This is a genomic window from Mesorhizobium sp. ES1-6, from assembly GCF_020164775.1.
Classification (GTDB): Bacteria; Pseudomonadota; Alphaproteobacteria; order Rhizobiales; family Rhizobiaceae; genus Mesorhizobium.
This window is the reverse complement of the sequence record NZ_JAIUGU010000003.1, coordinates 540,395-555,734: the sequence shown is the minus strand read 5'-3', so window position 1 is coordinate 555,734 and position 15,340 is coordinate 540,395. Positions and strand designations below refer to the sequence as shown.

The 15,340-nt window shown below is 63.5% G+C and carries 15 protein-coding genes; 8 read left to right on the top strand and 7 right to left on the bottom strand.

Annotated features, from left to right (window positions below; genetic code table 11):
• The first annotated feature begins 22 nt into the window (after positions 1 to 22).
• The 3 genes from ykgO (at position 23) to LB564_RS11520 (ending at position 2,065) form a co-directional block, all read left to right on the top strand.
• Positions 23 to 148, top strand: coding sequence for a type B 50S ribosomal protein L36 (gene ykgO, locus LB564_RS11530; protein ID WP_006327841.1), 126 nt, complete (start codon positions 23 to 25; stop codon positions 146 to 148).
• 111 nt (positions 149 to 259) lie between these two features.
• Complete coding sequence (locus LB564_RS11525; RefSeq protein ID WP_224537629.1) at positions 260 to 907, top strand: tetratricopeptide repeat protein; 648 nt, start codon at positions 260 to 262, stop codon at positions 905 to 907.
• A 90-nt stretch (positions 908 to 997) separates the two neighbouring features.
• Positions 998 to 2,065, top strand: coding sequence for an alpha/beta fold hydrolase (locus tag LB564_RS11520; RefSeq protein ID WP_224537627.1), 1,068 nt, complete (start codon positions 998 to 1,000; stop codon positions 2,063 to 2,065).
• A 166-nt stretch (positions 2,066 to 2,231) separates the two neighbouring features.
• Here LB564_RS11520 and LB564_RS11515 read toward each other — a convergent pair whose 3' ends face one another.
• The 3 genes from LB564_RS11515 to LB564_RS11505 all read right to left on the bottom strand — a co-directional run bounded on the left by LB564_RS11515 (position 2,232) and on the right by LB564_RS11505 (position 5,058).
• On the bottom strand, positions 2,232 to 2,966 hold the full coding sequence (locus LB564_RS11515) for a L,D-transpeptidase (RefSeq protein WP_224537625.1): 735 nt from the start codon (positions 2,964 to 2,966) through the stop codon (positions 2,232 to 2,234).
• Between the two features lie 215 nt (positions 2,967 to 3,181).
• Positions 3,182 to 4,615, bottom strand: a complete 1,434-nt coding sequence (gene pyk / locus LB564_RS11510; protein ID WP_224537623.1) for a pyruvate kinase — start codon at positions 4,613 to 4,615, stop codon at positions 3,182 to 3,184.
• Positions 4,612 to 5,058 (bottom strand): DUF1036 domain-containing protein, encoded by a 447-nt coding sequence (locus LB564_RS11505; RefSeq protein WP_224537823.1) that lies wholly within the window; start codon positions 5,056 to 5,058, stop codon positions 4,612 to 4,614. Before LB564_RS11505 ends, pyk begins: the two co-directional genes overlap by 4 nt.
• A 286-nt stretch (positions 5,059 to 5,344) precedes the next feature.
• Between LB564_RS11505 and LB564_RS11500 the strand changes: the two genes are divergently transcribed.
• The 3 genes from LB564_RS11500 to LB564_RS11490 all read left to right on the top strand — a co-directional run bounded on the left by LB564_RS11500 (position 5,345) and on the right by LB564_RS11490 (position 7,742).
• The gene (locus LB564_RS11500) at positions 5,345 to 6,142 is read left to right on the top strand and encodes an N-formylglutamate amidohydrolase (protein ID WP_140702281.1); all 798 of its coding nucleotides are present in this window, start codon (positions 5,345 to 5,347) and stop codon (positions 6,140 to 6,142) included.
• An 11-nt stretch (positions 6,143 to 6,153) separates the two neighbouring features.
• Entirely contained in the window at positions 6,154 to 6,462 is a 309-nt protein-coding gene (locus LB564_RS11495) for a DUF1244 domain-containing protein (protein ID WP_224537620.1), read from the top strand.
• 98 nt (positions 6,463 to 6,560) lie between these two features.
• Positions 6,561 to 7,742 (top strand): MFS transporter, encoded by a 1,182-nt coding sequence (locus tag LB564_RS11490; protein ID WP_224537616.1) that lies wholly within the window; start codon positions 6,561 to 6,563, stop codon positions 7,740 to 7,742.
• Here LB564_RS11490 and LB564_RS11485 read toward each other — a convergent pair.
• Complete coding sequence (locus tag LB564_RS11485; RefSeq protein WP_224537614.1) at positions 7,700 to 8,614, bottom strand: LysR family transcriptional regulator; 915 nt, start codon at positions 8,612 to 8,614, stop codon at positions 7,700 to 7,702. The two genes, LB564_RS11490 and LB564_RS11485, sit on opposite strands and share 43 nt — an antisense overlap.
• A gap of 127 nt (positions 8,615 to 8,741) precedes the next feature.
• Between LB564_RS11485 and LB564_RS11480 the strand changes: the two genes are divergently transcribed.
• Complete coding sequence (locus LB564_RS11480) at positions 8,742 to 8,951, top strand: DUF680 domain-containing protein (RefSeq protein WP_140702289.1); 210 nt, start codon at positions 8,742 to 8,744, stop codon at positions 8,949 to 8,951.
• A 109-nt stretch (positions 8,952 to 9,060) separates the two neighbouring features.
• Positions 9,061 to 10,020 (top strand): SDR family oxidoreductase, encoded by a 960-nt coding sequence (locus tag LB564_RS11475; protein ID WP_224537611.1) that lies wholly within the window; start codon positions 9,061 to 9,063, stop codon positions 10,018 to 10,020.
• Between the two features lie 65 nt (positions 10,021 to 10,085).
• Here the strand turns inward: LB564_RS11475 and LB564_RS11470 are convergent, their stop codons facing one another.
• The 3 genes from LB564_RS11470 to LB564_RS11460 form a co-directional block, all read right to left on the bottom strand.
• Positions 10,086 to 10,244 (bottom strand): DUF3309 family protein, encoded by a 159-nt coding sequence (locus tag LB564_RS11470; protein ID WP_140702293.1) that lies wholly within the window; start codon positions 10,242 to 10,244, stop codon positions 10,086 to 10,088.
• Between the two features lie 96 nt (positions 10,245 to 10,340).
• Positions 10,341 to 13,517 carry an efflux RND transporter permease subunit gene (locus LB564_RS11465; RefSeq protein ID WP_224537610.1) on the bottom strand — a complete coding sequence of 1,059 codons (3,177 nt, stop codon included), beginning with the start codon at positions 13,515 to 13,517 and terminating at the stop codon, positions 10,341 to 10,343.
• Between the two features lie 78 nt (positions 13,518 to 13,595).
• Positions 13,596 to 14,771 carry an efflux RND transporter periplasmic adaptor subunit gene (locus LB564_RS11460; RefSeq protein ID WP_140702296.1) on the bottom strand — a complete coding sequence of 392 codons (1,176 nt, stop codon included), beginning with the start codon at positions 14,769 to 14,771 and terminating at the stop codon, positions 13,596 to 13,598.
• Between the last annotated feature and the right edge of the window lie 569 nt (positions 14,772 to 15,340).

Genomic DNA, 15,340 nt, shown 5'->3' with positions numbered 1-15,340 from the left:
GTCCACACCGACAGGCAAGACCATGAAGATCAAGAATTCGCTCAAGGCGTTGAAGGCGCGTCACCGCGACAACCAGCTGGTTCGCCGCAAGGGCCGCGTCTACATCATCAACAAGACCGCCCCGCGCTACAAGGCGCGCCAGGGTTGAGTTTTCGGCCGGAGGCTTTTGTCGCCTCCGCCCATTGATGCTTGTTGGCCAACCGACCTTCTCACGCTAAAATCACTTTGATGTTCCGCCGCCCGGGACTAAACTCGGGCGATGCGGATTCTTTTTGCGTTTTTGACGACTTTCCTCGTTTCCGGCGTCATTTCCCTGCCGACGCGGGCCAGTGACCAGCCGATCGCGGCGGCGGTGCCGGATGGTCAGCCGGCCCCCTCCGATGCCCAGCCCGCGGCGCCGGACGCCCCAGCCCCGCCGATGACCAAACAGGCCCGGCTCGACAAGCTTTTCTCCGACCTGAAGCGCGAACGCAACGAAAAGGCCGCCGAGCGCATTGCCGGCAGCATCTGGACCGAATGGTTCCGGTCCGGCAGCGCCTCGATCGACCTGATGATGCAGTGGTCGCAAAAGGCGATGAACGATCAGAAGTTCGACGTCGCGCTCGATTTCCTGGACCAGGTGGTGACCTTGCAGCCAAGCTACGCCGAAGGCTGGAACCGCCGCGCCACCGTGCATTTCATGATGAAGAACTACGGCAAGTCGATGGCCGATATCGACCGCACGCTGCAACTCGAGCCACGCCATTTCGGCGCGCTGTCGGGCCTGGCCCAGATCATGGCGGAGACCGGTCACAAGCAATCGGCGCTCGAGGCCTGGCAGAAGGTGCTCGCCATCTATCCGATGATGCGCAGCGCCCAGAACCAGGTCGCAACCCTGTCGGAAGAGCTTGCCGGCGAGGGAATTTGAGGCCGTAGGTATTAGTCAGTAGTGAGGAGGGCAGGTGTCGAGGGAACCTACTCCCTACAACTTATCCTCCCTCCACCCCGTATCTCCCGCATGAACCTGATCTACGCCGTCCTCGCTTTCCTCGTCGCACTCATCTTGACCCTTGTCGGCGTGACCCGCGTCGGCTCATGGCTGATCGAGCGCCGCGGTCCGCCGGTCGGCGTGTTCGCCGACGTTGGCGGTGCCCGCATCCACTATATCCACATTCCCCCGCCAGCCAACGCGGACCTGCCACCGATCGTCTTCATCCATGGCGCCAGCGCCAATTTGAAGGACCAGATGCTGCCGCTCAGGCCGTTGCTCGAAGGTCGCGCCGAAATGCTGTTCTTCGACCGGCCGGGAGCCGGCTGGTCGGGACGCGGTCCCGGCAACAATGAAAATCCATCGGCACAGGCCAACACCATCGCCGCGCTGATGGACCATCTCGGGATCAAGAAGGCCATCATTGTCGGCCATTCCTTCGGCGGCGTGGTGACGGCGGCCTTCGGCCGCGAACATGCCGACAAGACGCTCGGCCTCGTCTTCCTGGCGCCGGCTACCCATCCCTGGCCTGGCGGCGCGACGTCCTGGTACTACGATGTGACCACTCTTCCGGTGATCGGCCGGCTGTTTTCCGAAACGCTGACCTATCCGGCCGGATCGCTGCAGATGGCCGATGCCACGACCTGCGTCTTCTCGCCCAACAAAGTGCCGGACAATTATCTCGCCTCGGCCTCGATCCCCCTGGTGCTGCGGCCATCGGCCTTTCGCGCCAACGCCACCGACGTCGCCGGCCTCTATCGCTATGCGCTCGGCGCGGCACCGCACTACAAGGAGATCACGGCGCCGACCGTGGTCATTTCGGGCGACAGGGACAAGGTCGTCTACGCGCATATCCATTCCGTTGGCCTGGTGCGCGACATAGCGGGCGCCGAGCTTGTCTGGGTTCACAATCTCGGCCACAAGCCGGACTGGATCGCCTCGGATCTCGTCGTCGGGGCCATCGAGAAAGTCGCTGGCAAGGATATCGATCTGGAGGCGATGGCCAGGACGGTGGAGACCCGGATATCGGGCGACGCCTCTGGCGTGGGCAAATGCGCCGACCTCAAGGAACCTGAAGCGGAGCTTGCGCCGACTTGACGGATGTCATCCAGGAGTCATCCGACGCGTGCGCCCTTCTCGGCAGACGTCGCCAGCCGCTAGAGCGGTTCAGCGTCTGGTAGAATCGCTGACCCGCTCTAACTCTCTGTTTTTACGCAATTCCGGACGGAAAACCGCTGCGCACTTTTCCTGGAATTGCTCTAGTCTAGATAACCAGCAGCGGCGTCTTGCCGGGAACCCGAGCGTAGAGGTCCATGACGTCCTGATTGAACATGCGCACGCAGCCGGATGACGCGGATTTGCCGATCGACTTCCAGTCCGGCGATCCATGGATCCGGTAAAGCGTATCGACGCCGTCTTTGAAGATGTAGAGCGCACGCGACCCGAGCGGGTTGCTGATGCCGGGCCGCATGCCCTGGCGCCATTTTTCCAGCTTCGGATCCCGGCGGATCATCGCCGAAGGCGGCGTCCAGGTCGGCCATTTGCGTTTCCACTGGACGATCGCGCGGCCCTTCCAGGAATAGCCCTGGCGTCCCAGTCCGACGCCGTAGCGCATGGCCTTGCCGCCCTCGAGCACCCAGTAAAGGTGCTTGTCGGTCGTATTGACCACGATCGTGCCGGGTTTTTCGCCTGTCGGATCGTCGACGATCTGCCGCAGGAACCGCCCGTCGACCTTGGCGAACGGGATTGCCGGCAGCGCATGGCCGCCGTCTTCGACCGCGCTGTACATGCCGGCATAATCGGGCGACGCCGGGCTTACGGTTTCAGGCGCGGCGGCGTCGATGGTCGCCTTTTCCGGTTTCGGTTCGAGCGGAACCGGGGCAGGCGTGCTCGCCAAGCTGATCGACTGCCTTGGCAGTTGGGCACAGGCGGAGATGGTCGAAACGCCAATAAGCGAAAGCCCGGTCAGCAGGGACCGGCGTGAAACGGCAAATGACATTCAATATACTTTCAAGCGAAGGAAATTCAGGCGGGTGAGCGGCTGTCAGCGCCGCCTCACCGTGTCTTGTAGAATGGATCGCGGCAGCCCTGTGTCGAGACAAGGGCGGCGATGATTGTCCAGACTTTTGTTGCACTGTGGCCACAGTGGGCTCTGCGCCAATGCATGTCGCCCAAAGGTGACATCGGTTCGCGCGGTGTTCCCTCGGGAAAGGCTTACCGGCCGGCTGTTTCCGACCCCACATAGGCGATGCGCAGCATGTTGGTCGATCCTGGCGTCCTGAGCGGCACACCGGCGGTGATGATGACGCGATCGCCGGGCTTGCCGAATTCTTCTTCGAGCGCAATGCGGCAGGCGCGGTTGACCATGTCGTCGAGATCGGTGGCATCGGGCGAGACGACACAGTGCGTGCCCCACAAAAGTGACAGCCGCCGCGCCGTGTTGAGGATCGGCGACAGCGCGATGATCGGCACTTGCGGTCGCTCGCGCGCGGCGCGCAGGCCTGTCGTCCCTGATGCCGTGTAGGTGATGATCGCCGACAGTTTTAGCGTCTCGGCGATCTCGCGGGCGGCCAGCGAAATGGCGTCGGCGCCCGTTGCTTCCGGCTCGGAGCGTTGCGCGTTGATGATGCCGGCATAGGTGGGATCGGTTTCGACCTTGGCGGCGATACGGTTCATCATCGCCACGGCTTCGACCGGATAGGCGCCTGCTGCCGATTCCGCGGACAGCATGATGGCGTCCGCGCCCTCGAAGACGGCGATCGAAACGTCGGAGACCTCGGCGCGGGTCGGCACCGCGGCGGTGATCATCGATTCCAGCATCTGCGTGGCGACCACCACCGGCTTGCCGGCGCGGCGCGCGGCGCGCGTGATCTGCTTCTGGATGCCGGGCACGGCTTCGAGCGGCATTTCGACACCGAGATCGCCGCGGGCGACCATCAGCGCGTCGGACAGTTCGATGATCTCGGCCAGCCGGGCCACAGCCTGCGGCTTTTCGATCTTGGCCATGATCAGCGCCCGGCCACGGGCGATCTTGCGCGCCTCGGCCAGATCTTCCGGCCGCTGCACGAAGGATAGCGCGACCCAGTCAACGCCCGTCGCCAGCACCGCGTCGAGGTCCTTGCGGTCCTTCTCGGTCAGCGCGCCGACCGGCAGGTCGGTGTCGGGCAGGCTGACGCCCTTCTTGTCGGAAATGGTGGTGCCGGCAATGACGGTGCAGACGATCGACTTGCCGTCGCTCTTCACCGCCTTCAGCTCGAGCTTGCCATCGTCGATGAGGAGGCGATGGCCTGTTTCGACCGAGCTCAGGATTTCGGGATGCGGCAGATAGACCCTGGTCGACGTGCCGGGTTCGGGATTGTCGTCGAGCGTGAACGTCTGGCCCGGCGTCAACACTTCCTTGCCATTGGCGAACTTGCCGACACGCAGCTTCGGGCCTTGCAGGTCGGCCAGGATGCCGATCGGCCGGCCGACCTTTTCCTCGACGGATCGGATACGGCCGACCAGCGTGCGCATCAGTTCATGATCGGTATGGCTCATATTGATGCGGAACACATCGGCGCCCGCTTCGAACAGCTTCTGCAGCATCTCCTCGGACGAGGAGGCCGGACCGATTGTGGCTAGGATCTTGACCTTGCGGCTACGTCTCATTGACTATTCGTTCCCGGGGCGGCTGGGGCGCCTCCCGTTGCGGGCTCGTCGGTCAGCTGGACCATCCAGCTTGCCTGCTCGCCCGTGTCATATTCTTGGAATCCGGCGCGCTGGAAGCCCCGGGCGACGCAGTCGTTTACGCCGGCAATCTTGAACTCTTTTTCAGCCACGCACATGTTGATCGGGCCGTCCCAGCGTCCACCGCGCTCGGCGTCTTCTGCATAAAGATAGTAAAACCTTGATGACAGCGGCCCTTCGATCAACGTCTTGCAGCTCGATCCTTCGATGTGCCACCAGCCCTCGGTGATCCAGCCGGCCTTGGCGCGGTAGCCGATGCCGACGCCGACCAGGTTTTGCGTGGCGTTGCAGACGCGGAAATCGGCGCGCGCCGGTGAGGCCGCCACCATCGCGGACAGGCTCACGCCGAGCGTCAGGAGCGGCATGGCAAAGGCAAGGCGCGCGCGCTGCCCGCCGACGGAACCCATCCCAAAACCCCTGAAGAACCACATCAGCATCTCTCTGCGCCCCTTTTCGGAAAAGTCCGGGCGCATGTCAACGCGCCGTTTTGACCAATTCCAATCGATTTAGGAAGGCTCCCGGCGCACGATCCGTCGCCCTTGCCAGATTTCCCGGGAAACCTTGGCCAAACAACGGCATTGCGCACACGTCGTCTTCGTGGAATGACGATAGCATCCTCCCCGAAGGCCAGCGAACGACCATTTCCCGCCAATGACCCGATCCACAGTTTTCGCGCCCTTCGATATTGTCGAGGGCGACCGCAAGCGGGGCGTCGTCCTTCTGGCCGATCATGCCCGCCGCGACCTGCCGGAGGAGTATGGCAGCCTGGGCTTGCCTGCGGCCGAGTTCGATCGCCATATCGCCTATGACATCGGCGTCGAAGCGGTGACGCGCGAACTGGCGGCCTTGCTGGACGCGCCGGCGGTGCTCGCCAATTTCTCGCGGCTGCTGATCGATCCCAACCGGGGCGAGGACGATCCGACCCTTATTCGCCAGCTCTACGACGGCACCATCATTCCGGGCAATTATCCCCTGGCGCCGGAGGAGCGCGAAAGGCGGCTCGATCGCTTCTACCGCCCCTATCACGACGCCGTCGGCGCCATGATCGCGTCGGTGGCGCAGGCTTCGGGGCAAGCGCCCTTCATCTTCTCGGTGCATTCCTTCACCCCGGCCATGCAGGGCAGGCAGCGGCCCTGGCATGTCGGCATCCTCTGGGACAGGGACGACCGCGTGGCGCGGCCACTGATCGACATGCTCGCCGCCGATGCCAACCTCGTCGTTGGCGACAACGAGCCCTATGACGGCGCGCTGCGCGGCGACACCATGTTCAAGCATGCCATCGTCAATGGCTATGCCCACGCGCTGATCGAAATCCGCCAGGACCTGATAGCGGACCAGAAGGGCATTCTCGCCTGGGCCGGGCGGCTGGCCCCGATCGTTGACGCGATCGATCGCCGTGCCGATATACATGCGGTAAAGATGTTCGGCTCGCGCACCGGGCCGTTATGACGGAGGTTTCGATGACCCAACTCAGCGACGAGCAGAAGCGCGACTTCGAGGCCGGCGCCTTTCGCCGGCTGGTGAGCCATCTGCGCGAACGCAGCGACGTCCAGAACATCGACCTGATGAACCTTGCCGGCTTCTGCCGCAACTGCCTGTCGAACTGGTATCGAGAGGCGGCCAATGCCGAGGGCGTCGATCTCGGCAAGGATCAGTCGCGCGAGATCGTCTACGGCATGCCTTATGCCGAGTGGCAGGCGCTCAACCAGACAGAGGCTTCCGACGCCAAGAAGGCCGAGTTCGAAGCACGGCGGCCTAGGGATCACTAAGTCCGTTTGGCCCAAATGCTTTCCCACAACAGCGCTTGACTGGAAATTGAATCGATCTAATTTGCCGCGCAGAGCCATTTTCTGACCGGAATCGACCCATGAATGCTTCCAACGCCATGCAGACGGCCATTCGCGGGCGATGGGCGGTGGCGGCCATTTTCCTCGCCAACGGTTTCCTGACCGGCAGTTGGGCGCCGCAGATCCCGGTGTTCCTGACCCGGCTCGATATTTCGAAATTCACCCTCGGCCTGCTGATCCTTTTGTTCGGCGCCGGCGCGGTCACCGCCATGACATGGTGCGGTCACCTCATCTCCAGACATGGCTCGCGCACCGTCCTGCGCTGGTTCGCCCTGTGCGGCAGCCTCGGCCTGCTGGTCGTGGCGCTGGCGCCCGATGTGCCGCTGGCGGCCGTCGCCATGTTCATCTTCGGCGGCTCGATCGGCGGCATGGATGTCGCCATGAACGCCAACGCGGTGGTCGTGGAACGGCGGCTGGGGCGCGCCATCATGTCGTCCTCGCACGGCTTCTGGAGCCTTGGCGGCTTTGCCGGCGGCGCCCTTGGCGGCTTTGCCATCCAGACCTATGGCCATCTCGCCCATGCCGCGGTGGTGACCGTGCTTGCCTTCGCGGCCATCGCGGCGGCGGTGCCCCATATCGTGGCCGAAAACAGGCCGCAGGTGGCCGAGCATCATAAATTTACGTTGCCGGCAAACCCATTGGTCTACCTGATCGGCCTGATGGCCCTGCTGACGATGATTTCCGAGGGCGCGGTGCTTGACTGGGCGGCGCTGTATCTGCGGCAAGAACTCGGCGCCGACCTTGCCGTTGCCGGTCTTGCCTATGCGGCCTTCTCCGGCGTCATGGCGATCATGCGCTTCTTTGGCGATGGCGTCCGCAACCGCTTCGGCGCGGTGACGACGCTGCGCGGCTCGGCCATCGTCGCGGCCGCCGGCATGCTGATCGCCGGCCTGTCACCCTCGCCCTGGCTGGCCATCGCGGCCTTCGCGCTTTGCGGGTTCGGCATCGCCAACATGGTGCCGATCATCTTTTCGGCCGGCGGCAACCAGGAAGGCATGTCGTCGGGTACCGGCATGAGCGTCGTAACCACCATGGGCTATTCCGGCATTCTGGTGGCGCCGTCGGCGATCGGCTTCGTCGCCGAACATTTCAGCTTCGGCCCGATCTTCATCGCCATGTCGGCTCTGCTGATCGTCGTGCTTCTGATGGCCGGATTGGCTCACCGCGCCGAGTTTGCGGCCGAGCCGGCGCCTGCCGAATAGCGTTTCAAGTCCTCGTGCAGAAAGTCCGCCACGCGGCGGATGCGCACGCTGGTGCGCACGTCGCGATGCATGGCCAGCCATACCGGGAGGGTGGGCAATGGCAGCCCGGGCAAAACCTTCTCCACCAGCGGATCGCGGTCCGCCAGCGGATCCTGGCCAAGACCAATGCCGTTTCCCGCCCGCACCGCTTCCCATAGAACGATCTGGTTGTCGGCCCGGAAACGAAAACTGTTTCGGTTGACCGAGGCGCCATACTGGGAAAAGGCTCGGATCATCTCGTCGCTGCGATCGAAGCCTATCAGGGCGTGATTGACAAGATCGGCCGGCTCCGCCGGGCGGCCGCGCCTGTCGAGATAGGAGGTCGCCGCACAGGCACAGAGCGCGATATCGCACACCTTGCGCGCCACCAGTTCGTTCTGCGCCGGCTTGACCATGCGAATGGCGATGTCGGCATCCCGGCGCAGCAGGTTCTCGACCTGGTTCGAGGCAACGATCTCGACCTCGATGCCGGGTTCCTCGATGCCCAGCCTTGCCATCATGTCGGGCAGCACATAGGCCGCCACCACTTCGCTTGCGGCAATACGCACCGTGCCCTCGATCGCCTCGACCGAGCCCAGCGCGAGCCGTGAAAAGGCACTCGCCTGTTCGCTGACCGCCTTGCCGCGTTCGAACAGCGTGGCTCCCGCTTCCGTCAGCGCATAGCCGCTTCGCCCACGCCGGAAAAGCGTGACGCCGAGCACCTGTTCCAACTCCCCGATGTGACGGCCGAGCGTCGGCTGGCTTGCCGACAGCTTTCGCGCCGCAGCCGACAGGCTGCCGGTTTCCGCCACGGCGACGAAGCTCTTGATCAGGTCCCAGTCGATGTCGTCCATTCAATAATGAATATCAAGACTGCATTCGTAGTCAATTTTAATTCATCGATGAAACGGCGATATTCACCCTGCAGACACCGATAAGGACTGCAACAACCATCCATCCAACCAACCAGGAGAAACTCAAATGACCAAGATCGCACTCACCGCCGCCGCCCTCCTCATCGCCGCCAGCACCGCTTTTGCCGGCAGCGACAAGTTTGGCTCGGACAATGCGAGCCAGCCGGCCGTCGCCAGCACCGACAACACGGTCACCAATTCGATCCGCAAATCCGAGGCGACCAATCAGAAGCCTGTCGTGCAGGGCAGCAACCGCGACCTCTTCGGCAGCCGCTGAACGGCGATGCCGGAGGATCCGGAAAGCGGCGGGCTTGTCCCGTCGCTTCAACTCAACCTCAGCACTTCAAGGCAAACCCCGCACTTCAAGGCAAGCAAGGAGACCAGAAATGACCAAAATCGCAATTCTCGGCGCCAATGGCCGGCTGGGCCGCACAGTCGCCAAGGCCTTCATAGACGCCGGCTACGATGTGCGCGCCGTCACCCGCAACGGCAAGGTACCAGCTGAGCTCAAAGGCGCCACCGCATTTGCCGGCGATGCGCTGGACCGCCAGTCGCTGATCCTCGCCACGCAAGGTGTCGACATCATCTTCAACGGCTTGAACCCGATCTACACCGACTGGGGCAAATGCCTGCCGATGGCCGAAAACGTCATGGCCGCCTGCCATGCCAACGGTGCGCTACACCTCTTCCCCGGCACGGTCTACAATTACGGCTCGCCGATGCCGGTGGTGTTATCGGAAGATACGCCGTTCCATCCGACCACCGAAAAAGGCCGCATTCGCTGTGCCATGGAGGATCTGTTCCGCCGCGAGGCCGAGGCGGGCAGGGTGCGCACCATTCTCCTGCGCGCCGGCGACTTCTTCGGCGGCACCGGCAGCGGATCGTGGTTCGACCTGATCGTCGCCGCCAAGATCAACAAGGGCATCTACACAGCACCCGGTCCCGCTGACCTGGTACATGAATGGGCCTATCTGCCGGACTTCGCCGCCGGCTTCGTCGCGCTTGCCCGCAATCTCGACAAGCTCGGTTTCTATGAGGCGCTGAACTTCCCAAGTCACGCCGTCACCGATCTCGAGATCAAGGCCGCCGCCGAGAAGGCCGTCGGCCATCAGTTGAAGATGACCGCGATGGCTTGGTGGGTGCTGCGCGTCGGCAGCCCGTTCGTGGCGATGTGGCGCGAGATCGTCTCGATGTCCTACCTGCGTTTCGAGCCGCATCGGCTGGCCTCGACGCGTCTGGAAAGCATCATCGGCGAGATTCCCCACACGCCTCTCGACCAGGCGGTGAACAAAGCCTTGCAGGATATTGGTATCGCCGTCGCACCCTCCCGGCGCCAAGCCGCCTGATCACTGAACTTGCTGGCGTGAGAACGGCCGGGCTCGGTAAAGGCCCGGCCCTGAATCGTTGCCGATCAGATCCTTCCCATCACCAGCAGGATCAGCACCACGACCAGGATGACGCCGACAATGCCCGAAGGGCCGTAGCCCCAGGAGCGCGAATGCGGCCATGCCGGCACAGCGCCGATCAGGATCAGGATCAGGATGATAACGAGAAGTGTGCTGATCGTCATTTTAAGCCCTCGCCGTCTGGTTGCATTGGAGGGAACAATGCAAAAGGCCGCCCGGTTGTTCCCGGACGGCCTTTGTTGCTTGGCTTGCGAAACGCTCTATTCCGCGGCCTTCGGGAAGCTGACTGCCGGCTCGGCGCCGACATCCGCCAGAGGCTCATGGGACGAGATCTCGCCCTTGCCGCGCCGAAACAGCCGGCTGAACCAGCCGCGTTTGGCGCCCGGCTTGACCTTGGCGCGGGTGAACACCATCAGCATCGACGGGGTCACAACCAGCGTCAGAATGGTGGCGAAGGACAGGCCGAAGACGATCGCCGAAGACAGCGAAATCCACCATTGCGTCGACGGCGCGTTGATCGTCGTCTCGTGATGGAAGATTTCCAGGCCAAGGCCGAAGGCGATCGGCAGCACACCAAGAATGGCCGACACTGCGGTCAGCACGACAGGGCGCGCGCGCTCGCGGCAGGTCTGCAGCACCGCCTCCATCTTGTCCCAGCCTTCCTCGCGCAGCCGGTCATAGGTGTCGATCAGCACGATGTTGTTGTTGACCACCACGCCGGCGAGCGCGATGACGCCGATGCCCGACATGACGATGCCGAAGGTCTCGCCTGTAATCAGCAGTCCGAGGAACACGCCGATCGTCGCCATGACGACGCAGGACAGCACCAGCCAGACGCTGGTGAACTTGTTGAACTGCGCGAGCAGCACCAGGAAGATCAGGAAGATCGCCGCGCCGAAGGCCTTGCTGAGGAAGGCGCTGGCTTCCGCGCTGTCCTCGTTCGAGCCGGCCAGCTTCCAGCGTATGCCGCTGCCCAGATTCATGTCGGTGACGGCCTGGGTGACCTCCTGCTGTACGACGGCGACTTGGCTGCCGGCCGTGACGTTGGCCTGCACCACCACGGTGCGGGCGCCGTCGATGCGGTTGAGGATGCCGACCGTCGGCTCGGGCTTGCGCACGACGAAGTTCGAGATCGGAACCGACCCTTGCGAGGTCTGCACCCTGAGCTCGTCCAGCGTCGACAGCGTGCGTCGGTCTTCCGGCAGACGCAGGCGGATGTCGACGGCATCGTCGGCGCCGGCGGGCCGGTATTCGGAGAGCTTCAGCCCGTTCGTCACCAGCTGCACCACTGTGCCGACCGAAGTCGGGCTGATGCCGTATTGGGCGGCCTTGGCGCGGTCGACCTCGAGCGCCCAGTCGACGCCAGGCGGCGGCAGCCCATCGGAGATATCTATGACGCCAGGCACCTTGGCGATACGCGCAGCCACGGCGCGCGCCTTGTCGTCGAGGCCGGCGGGATCGACGGCCGAAAGCCTGATCTGGATCGGCTTGCCGGTCGGCGGGCCGGCTTCCGGCACGCGCACCTCGACGTCGACGCCGGGAATGCCGGCCATGACACCGCGCAGATCGCTCAGGATCTGGTTGGCGGATTTGCGTTCGCGCCAATCGATGAATTCGTACTGGATGACGCCGACCACGTCCTCGGGCACATCCTGGCCGCCGCCCTGCGTCTTGCCGACTCGGGTGTAGACCGATTTCACGCCGGGCCAGCCGAGCAATCTGTTTTCGGCGATCTTGGTCGCCGTATCCATTTCGGCCAGCGAAAGGTTGCCGCGGGCATGCACGTAGAGCAGGCCGTAATCCGGTTCGACACTCGGGAAGAACTCGACGCCCGCGCCATATTTCGAATAGCCAACGAAGATGCCCGCCAGCAGGACGACGGTCAGCACCAGGACCGTGATGGGAAAGCGCACCGCTTGCTTGACGACGGCCATGTACCAGCCATCGCGGTTGTCGTCTTCGTGATGGTCCGGCGCCTTGGCGAAGATGGCGCCCAGGGTCGGCGCGAACACCAGCGCATAGAGCATCGAGGCCGACAGCGTCACGATCAGCGTGATCGGCATGTATTTCATGAAATCGCCGATGATGCCGGGCCAGAACAAGAGCGGCGAGAAGGCGGCGATACGCGTCATCGTCGCGGCGATGACAGGGCCGGCCATGCGCTTGGCGGCCAGCGCGAAGGCCTCCTGCTTCGGCATGCCCTCGCTCATGCGTCGTTCGGCGAATTCGGTGACGATGATGGCGTCGTCGACCAGCATGCCGACCGCCAGGATGAGGCTGAACAGCACGATCATGTTGATCGTGTAGCCCATCATCGCAAGCAGCAGGATACCGATCAGGAAGGACGACGGAATGGCCAGCCCAATCAGCAACGAGGCACGGCCGGAGAGCGCGTAGAGGATGACGATGAACACCAGGATCACGGCGATCATCACGTGGTTCTGCAGGTCGCCGAGCAGCTGGTTGACGAAGACCGACTTGTCCTGCGTGTAGGTGACGTGCATGCCTTCGGGCATGGTTTTGACGAAGGCGTCGGAGACCTCCCTGACCTTGGTCAGTGTGTCGATCAGATTGGCGCCGATGCGCTTCTTGACTTCGATGGCGATGGCCGGCTTGCCGTTGAGGCGCGTGATCGTCGTGGCGTCGGCAAAGGTCGAGCGGATGGTCGCGATGTCCTTGGCCTGAACCACCGCATTGGGCCCGGCGACCACGGGAAGTGCAGCGACATCCTCGGGCGTCTCGATCAAGGACGGCACCTTGACGGCATATTTGCCTTCCGAGCCCTCGATGTTGCCAGCCGCGACCAGGCTGTTGGAGGCGCCGACCGCGCCGATCAGCTGGTCGAGTTGCAGGCCGTAGGAAGACAGTTTCATTGGATCGATGACGACTTCGACGAGATCGTCGCGCGAGCCCTGCAACGAGCCTTCGAGAACGCCAGGCACTTCCTCGATGCGATCGCGCAGTTCACGCGCCGCTGCCGTCAAGACGCGCTCGGGCAATTCGCCCGATAGCGTGACGACGAGCACCGGGAATTCCGAGATGTTGACCTCGGTGACGACAGGCTCCTCGGCCGCCTGCGGCAGGTCGGCCTTGCCGTCCTGCACCTTGGAGCGCGTATCCTGCAGCGCCGTCGCCAGGTTCGTCTGCGGCTGGAACTCGACCAGGACATAGCCGCCGCCCTGGAACGCGGCCGAGCGCATCTCCTTGAGGCCCTTCAGGCTCTTCAGCTTGCTTTCCATCGGCCGCAGCAGAAGGCGCTCGGAATCTTCAGGCGAAATGCCTTGATAGATCAGGCTGACATACATCATCGGAATCGGAACGTCCGGTTCCGCTTCCTTCGGCGTCGACTGATAGGCTATCCAGCCGGCGATCAGCAGGAAAACCAGGACCGAGATGGTCAGGCGGGCATTGTTGATTGCGAGTCTGACGATATCCATGACTTATGCCTGCTGTTGGCTTCGGGAGTGGCGAACGGACATGCTGTCGCCGGGCAAGCCCGGCGCCGGCGCCCTGCGCTACTGCGTCCCGGCAGTGGCTTCACCGATCAGCTTGTTGATGGTCGCCTGGTCGGCCTCGACCGGGTTGACCTCGTCGCCTTCCTTCACCAGTTCCTGGCCGGCGACGATGATGCGCGCATCGGCCGGGATGCCGCCAAGCACGAGACCGGTCGGCGTGTCGTCGACCAGGTCGATCGGGAAGAACGCCACCTTGTTGTCCTTGCCGACGGAGCGGATGCCGAGATCCCCCTTGTCGCCCAGCGTCACCACCGAGCGCGGCAAAAGCACCGCGTCGGTCGGCAAGGCGCTGAGCTGGATTTCCGCCGTCATACCGGCCGGCACCGAGCCATCGGCATTGGGGATGGCGATCTCGACGCGGAAGGTGCGGGTCGCCGACGAAGCGTCGCGGCTGATATAGCGCACGGTGCCTTCGACGGTCTGGCCGCTGACCAGCCGGACGTTGGCCTTGTCGCCGATCTTTAGATAGCCGAGGTCGCGCTCGCTGATCTCGCCGCGCGCGATCACCGGGTCGAGCTTGAGGATGGTAGCCACCTCGCCGCCCTGCATGACGGAGCTGCCTAGTTCCACCGGCACCCGGTCGATGACGCCGTCGAACGGCGCCTTCACTTCGTTGCGGTCGAGCTCGGCCTGCGCGGTATCCAGCTGCGATTGCGCCAGGGTCAGATTGGAGCGGGCGGTGTCGAGCTGCAGCTTGGGCAAATTACCGGTCCTCATCAGCCGCAGCGAGGCGTCCAGTTCGGCCTGCCGCTGCGCGACGAGTTGCTTGGCATTGTCGCGCATCGAGATCTTTTCTTCCGCCGCCAGCATCAGCACCAGGTCGCCGGTCTTGACGTGATCGCCTTGCTTGACCGGCAGCTTTTCGATGATGCCGGCGACGCGGGTTGCCAGCACCGCGCGCTTATCGGCCTCGGTCAGCCCCGAAATGCGGATGGCGCGCGCATAGGTCTTGCGCGGCGGTGTCACCACCGCGACGGTGCGCAACGGGGCCTTGGGTTCGGCTTCCGCCGTCTTCGGCTTGCTCGCGTCCGGCGCCTTGCCCTGCTCGACCTCGGCTGCCTTGGCCTTGTTGGCCGCTACGCTGCCGACCGACGAGAACTCGCCTGTCGCCATCCAGGCCGCGAAACCGATGAGCACAACAATGGCTGCAAGCTTGTGAAACCTGATTTTAGGCATCGTCGTTTTTCCGTTGCGGGTTCGGCCAGCACCGCGCCGTGCGTAGCGCGGGCGCGTCGCCGATATGGGTGCGCGCCTGACTGTGTTCAAATTGCCGTGATCGGCGAGCGCGCTTCTACATCAAAGTTGCACCGCAATATAGTCCGAAAGTTGCAGCAGCATTGCGTAGCCGGACAAGGTGTGACCGCGATGAAACGGTTCTCGTGACTTGCCCTGTTACTCTGCCGATGCCTGCCCCCGGTTGCCGATCCGCCCTTGAAACGCCGACCACGGGCGGCCGGTCCGGCCGGCCATGGGTCCGTCCGCAGGTCCCGAAATACAGCCGCCATGCAAATCGCGTCTCTGATTGGAAGCGCCGGTATGAAGCCAACGATCCTTATCCGTTCGGTTGGCAAGGGTTCGATTGCCGTAGCGCGGCCAAATAACTGAAATTGCTTTAGAAATGGCTACACAATTCCTTCAGATCGCGTCCGCCCGACCCCAGTCCGCCGAAGTCCAGACAGATGCTGAAAACGCCAATGCGTCGACGCTACGAAACCCGGATCGGTATATCTTGACATGCGCGAGAT

Coding starts and splice junctions, on each gene's coding strand:
- LB564_RS11515 (WP_224537625.1), bottom strand. CDS start 2,966: ATGTCATTTGCCGTTTCACGCCGGTCCCTGCTGACCGGGCTTTCGCTT.
- LB564_RS11460 (WP_140702296.1), bottom strand. CDS start 14,771: ATGCCTAAAATCAGGTTTCACAAGCTTGCAGCCATTGTTGTGCTCATC.
- LB564_RS11470 (WP_140702293.1), bottom strand. CDS start 10,244: ATGACGATCAGCACACTTCTCGTTATCATCCTGATCCTGATCCTGATC.
- LB564_RS11465 (WP_224537610.1), bottom strand. CDS start 13,517: ATGGATATCGTCAGACTCGCAATCAACAATGCCCGCCTGACCATCTCG.
- pyk (WP_224537623.1), bottom strand. CDS start 4,615: ATGAGACGTAGCCGCAAGGTCAAGATCCTAGCCACAATCGGTCCGGCC.
- LB564_RS11480 (WP_140702289.1), top strand. CDS start 8,742: ATGACCAAGATCGCACTCACCGCCGCCGCCCTCCTCATCGCCGCCAGC.
- LB564_RS11520 (WP_224537627.1), top strand. CDS start 998: ATGAACCTGATCTACGCCGTCCTCGCTTTCCTCGTCGCACTCATCTTG.
- LB564_RS11500 (WP_140702281.1), top strand. CDS start 5,345: ATGACCCGATCCACAGTTTTCGCGCCCTTCGATATTGTCGAGGGCGAC.
- LB564_RS11505 (WP_224537823.1), bottom strand. CDS start 5,058: ATGCCGCTCCTGACGCTCGGCGTGAGCCTGTCCGCGATGGTGGCGGCC.
- LB564_RS11485 (WP_224537614.1), bottom strand. CDS start 8,614: ATGGACGACATCGACTGGGACCTGATCAAGAGCTTCGTCGCCGTGGCG.
- LB564_RS11495 (WP_224537620.1), top strand. CDS start 6,154: ATGACCCAACTCAGCGACGAGCAGAAGCGCGACTTCGAGGCCGGCGCC.
- ykgO (WP_006327841.1), top strand. CDS start 23: ATGAAGATCAAGAATTCGCTCAAGGCGTTGAAGGCGCGTCACCGCGAC.
- LB564_RS11475 (WP_224537611.1), top strand. CDS start 9,061: ATGACCAAAATCGCAATTCTCGGCGCCAATGGCCGGCTGGGCCGCACA.
- LB564_RS11525 (WP_224537629.1), top strand. CDS start 260: ATGCGGATTCTTTTTGCGTTTTTGACGACTTTCCTCGTTTCCGGCGTC.
- LB564_RS11490 (WP_224537616.1), top strand. CDS start 6,561: ATGAATGCTTCCAACGCCATGCAGACGGCCATTCGCGGGCGATGGGCG.